This window comes from Pseudomonas sp. MWU16-30322, from assembly GCF_020515535.1.
In the GTDB taxonomy this organism is placed as follows: Bacteria; Pseudomonadota; Gammaproteobacteria; order Pseudomonadales; family Pseudomonadaceae; genus Aquipseudomonas; species Aquipseudomonas fluorescens_H.
The window spans coordinates 1-4,366 of the sequence record NZ_JAIWYL010000023.1; the positions used below are offsets into that span (position 1 = coordinate 1).

1 protein-coding gene is annotated in these 4,366 nt (G+C 61.7%); it reads right to left on the bottom strand.

Annotation, left to right across the window (positions count from 1 at the left end; all coding sequences use genetic code 11):
* Window positions 1-4,366, bottom strand: a 4,366-nt coding sequence (locus LCH64_RS28135) for an immunoglobulin-like domain-containing protein (RefSeq protein ID WP_346269214.1), incomplete at both ends; no start/stop codon positions are given.

The window sequence follows — 4,366 nt, forward strand, 5'->3', positions numbered from 1 at the left end:
GTTGGCCAGCGTCACGACCACAGGCGAACCGGTGACTGGCGCACCCACGGTAGCGGTGTAAGTGACAGTACCACCTTCAGCCGCAGACTCGGTCGCGGTCAGTTTGACCGTGGTGGTGTCGATGGTGTCGGTGACCTGAGTCACGGCCGGAACGGTGCTTGGCACCAGGTTCTCGAAGTTGCCACCGGTGGCAGTCGAAATGGTTGCTTCGACTTTACCGGCGTCTTTGTACACGTCGTCCGCCGGAGCTGGAACAGTCACGGTGCCGGTGGTTTTACCGGCCTCGATGGTGATCACGGCGCCGTTGGACAGGGTCACGGTGACTGGCGAACCAGCGGCGTTGGTCAGGGTTGCGGTGTAAACGATCGAGCCACCTTCGGCCACGGTGCCGGTCGCTGACAGCGACAGGTTAGTGGTGTCGACGGTGTCGGTAACATTGGTCGACACCGGCGTTTTATCCGCCACGAGGTTTTCGTAGTTACCGCCGCTGACGTCGGTGATGGCGTTGGTCAGCGGCGCGTGGCCGGTCAACGCATCGTTCGGCGCAGTGGTAGTCACGGTGCCAGTGGTTTTACCCACTTCGATGGTGATGTTCTGACCATTGGCCAAGGTCACCACGACCGGCGAGCCAGTCACTGGCGCGCCGACAGTCGCGGTGTAAGTGACGGTGCCACCTTCAGCCGCAGACTCGGTCGCGGTCAGTTTGACCGTGGTGGTGTCGATGGTATCGGTAACGTTGGTGACTGCAGGAACAGTGCTCGGCACCAGGTTCTCGAAGTTGCCGCCGGTAGCGGTGGAAATGGTCGCTTCGACTTTACCCGCGTCTTTGTACACGTCGTCAGCCGGAGCCGGAACAGTCACGGTGCCCGACGTTTTACCGGCTTCGATGGTGATCACCGCGCCGTTGGACAGGGTCACGGTCACCGGGGTTCCAGCCGGGTTGGTCAGTGTCGCGGTGTAAACAATTGAACCACCTTCAGCCACCGAGTCGCTGGCGGTCAGGTTCAGGTTGGTGGTGTCGACAGTGTCCGACACCGAGGTGTTAGCCGGTGTCTTGTCGGCCACCAGGTTTTCATAGTTGCCGCCGGCAACCTTGTCGATGGCGACGCTCAGCGAGCTGCCGCCCGCCAATGGGCTGTTCGGCGCAACGAAATTCACGCTGCCGGTGGTCTCACCGACGGCGATGGTGATGGTCTGGCCGTTGGACAGGGTGACCACGACTGGCGAGCCGGTTACTGGTGCGGTCACGCTTGCGGTGTAAACCACGGTCTCGCCTTCGGCGACGTTGGCGGTGGCGGTCAGCGACACGGTGGAGGTGTCGATGGTGTCGTTGACGGTAGTCACTGCCGGGGTGTTGCTGGTCACCAGGTTTTCGAAGTCGCCACCGGTCGCGCCCTTGATGGTCGCTTCAACGGTGCCGGCGTCCTTGTAGACGTCATCCTTCGGTGCATCGACGGTCACGGTGCCGGAAGTTTTGCCGGCCTCGATGGTGATGACCGCGCCATTGCTCAACGTCACGGTCACCGGGGTGCCGGCGGCGTTGGTCAGGGTGGCGGTGTAGGTGATCTGGCCGCCTTCGTTCACCGCCGGGGTCGCGCTCAGCGACAGGTTGGTGGTGTCGACGGTGTCGGTGACGGTGGTGCTGACCGGCGTTTTGTCAGCGACGAGGTTTTCGTAGTTGCCGCCGCTGACGTTGGTGATCGAGTTGTTCAGCGGCTCGTGACCGTTCAACGCATCGTTCGGCGCGGTGGTGGTCACGGTGCCGGTGGTTTTGCCGACTTCGATGGTGATGCTCTGGCCGTTCGCCAGGGTCACGACCACAGGTGAGCCGGTCACTGGCGCACCGACCGTGGCGGTGTAGGTAACCGTGCCGCCCTCTGCGACCGACGTATCGGCCGTCAGTTTGACGGTAGAAGTATCGATGGTGTCGGTGACTTCGGTCACGGCCGGAACGGTGCTTGGCACCAGGTTCTCGAAATTGCCGCCCGCAGCATCCTTGATCGTGACTTCGACTTTGCCGGCGTCTTTGTAGACGTCATCGGCAGGGGCCGGAACAGTCACGGTGCCGGTGGTTTTGCCGGCTTCGATGGTGATCACTGAGCCATTGCTCAGGGTCACGGTCACCGGAGTACCGGCCGGATTGGTCAGGGTTGCGGTATAAACGATCGAACCGCCTTCAGCCACGGTGCCGGTCGCGCTCAACGTCAGGTTGGTGGTGTCGACGGTGTCAGTGACGTTTGTCGAAACCGGAGTCTTGTCGGCCACCAGATTCTCGTAGTTGCCGCCGCTCACATCAGTGATCGAGTTGGTCAGCGGTGCATGACCGTTCAGCGCATCGTTCGGCGCGGTAGTGGTCACGGTGCCGGTGGTCTTGCCGACTTCGATGGTGATGTTCTGACCATTGGCCAAGGTCACCACGACTGGCGAACCGGTCACTGGAGCACCAACGGTAGCGGTATAGGTGACGGTGCCACCTTCAGCGGCCGACTCGGTCGCGGTCAGTTTGACGGTCGACGTATCGATGGTGTCAGTGACTTCAGTCACCGCCGGAACAGTGCTCGGGACGAGGTTTTCGAAGTTGCCACCGGACGCATCCTTGATGGTCACTTCAACTTTGCCCGCGTCCTTGTAGACGTCATCGGCAGGCGCTGGAACGGTTACGGTGCCAGTGGTCTTGCCCGCTTCGATGGTGATCACCGAACCGTTGGACAGGGTCACGGTCACCGGGGTGCCGGCCGCATTGGTCAGGGTCGCGGTGTAGGTGATCGAACCGCCCTCGGCGACCGAGTTGGTGGCGCTCAGGGACAGATTGGTCGTGTCGACGGTGTCGGTGACGATGGTGCTGACCGGCGTTTTGTCGGCCACGAGGTTTTCGTAGTTGCCGCCGGTTACGCCGGTGATCGAGTTGGTCAGCGGTTCGTGACCGGTCAGCGCGTCGTTCGGCGCGGTGGTGGTCACGGTGCCAGTGGTTTTACCCACTTCGATGGTGATGTTCTGACCATTGGCCAGGGTCACCACGACTGGCGAACCGGTCACTGGTGCACCAACGGTAGCGGTGTAGGTGACCGTGCCGCCTTCAGCAGCGGACTCGGTCGCGGTCAGTTTGACCGAGGTGGTATCGATAGTGTCGGTGACTTCGGTTACGGCCGGAACGGTGCTTGGCACCAGATTCTCGAAATTGCCGCCCGCAGCATCCTTGATTGTGACTTCGACTTTGCCAGCGTCCTTGTACACGTCATCGGCTGGCGCTGGAACGGTCACGGTGCCGATGGTTTTGCCGGCTTCGATGGTGATGACGGAGCCGTTGCTCAGGGTCACGGTTACCGGAGTGCCCGCCGGATTGGTCAGGGTTGCGGTATAAACGATCGAACCGCCTTCAGCGACGGAACCTGTTGCGCTCAACGTCAGGTTAGTGGTGTCGATGGTGTCGGTGACGGTGGTCGAAACCGGGGTCTTGTCGGCGACGAGGTTTTCGTAGTTGCCGCCGCTGACGTCGGTGATCGAGTTGCTCAGCGGCTCGTGACCATTCAACGCATCGTTCGGTGCGGTGGTGGTGACGGTGCCGGTGGTTTTGCCGACTTCGATGGTGATGGTCTGGCCGTTCGCCAGAGTCACGACCACAGGCGAGCCGGTGACCGGCGCGCCAACTGTAGCGGTGTAAGTGACAGTGCCGCCTTCAGCCACCGAAGTATCGGCGCTCAGCTTCACGGTTGACGTATCGATGGTGTCAGTAACTTCAGTCACCGCCGGAACGGTGCTCGGAACGAGGTTCTCGAAGTTGCCGCCGGACGCATCCTTGATGGTCACTTCAACCTTGCCGGCATCTTTGTAAACGTCATCGGCAGGTGCTGGAACCGTTACGGTGCCAGTAGTTTTACCGGCTTCGATGGTGATCACCGAGCCGTTGCTCAAGGTCACGGTCACCGGAGTGCCAGCCGGATTGGTCAGGGTCGCGGTGTAGACGATCGAACCGCCTTCGGCCACGGTGCCGGTCGCAGTCAGCGACAGGTTGGTGGTGTCGACGGTGTCGGTCACGGTGGTGCTGACCGGGGTCTTGTCGGCGACGAGGTTTTCGTAGTTGCCACCGCTCACGTCGGTGATCGCGTTGGTGAGCGGTTCATGACCGTTCAACGCATCGTTCGGCGCAGTGGTGGTCACGGTGCCGGTGGTTTTGCCCACTTCGATGGTGATGCTCTGGCCGTTCGCCAGAGTCACGACCACAGGCGAGCCGGTGACCGGCGCGCCAACTGTAGCGGTGTAAGTGACAGTGCCGCCCTCGGCCACCGAGGTATCGGCGGTCAGTTTGACGGTCGAAGTATCGATGGTGTCAGTGACTTCGGTGACAGCCGGAACAGTGCTCGGAACG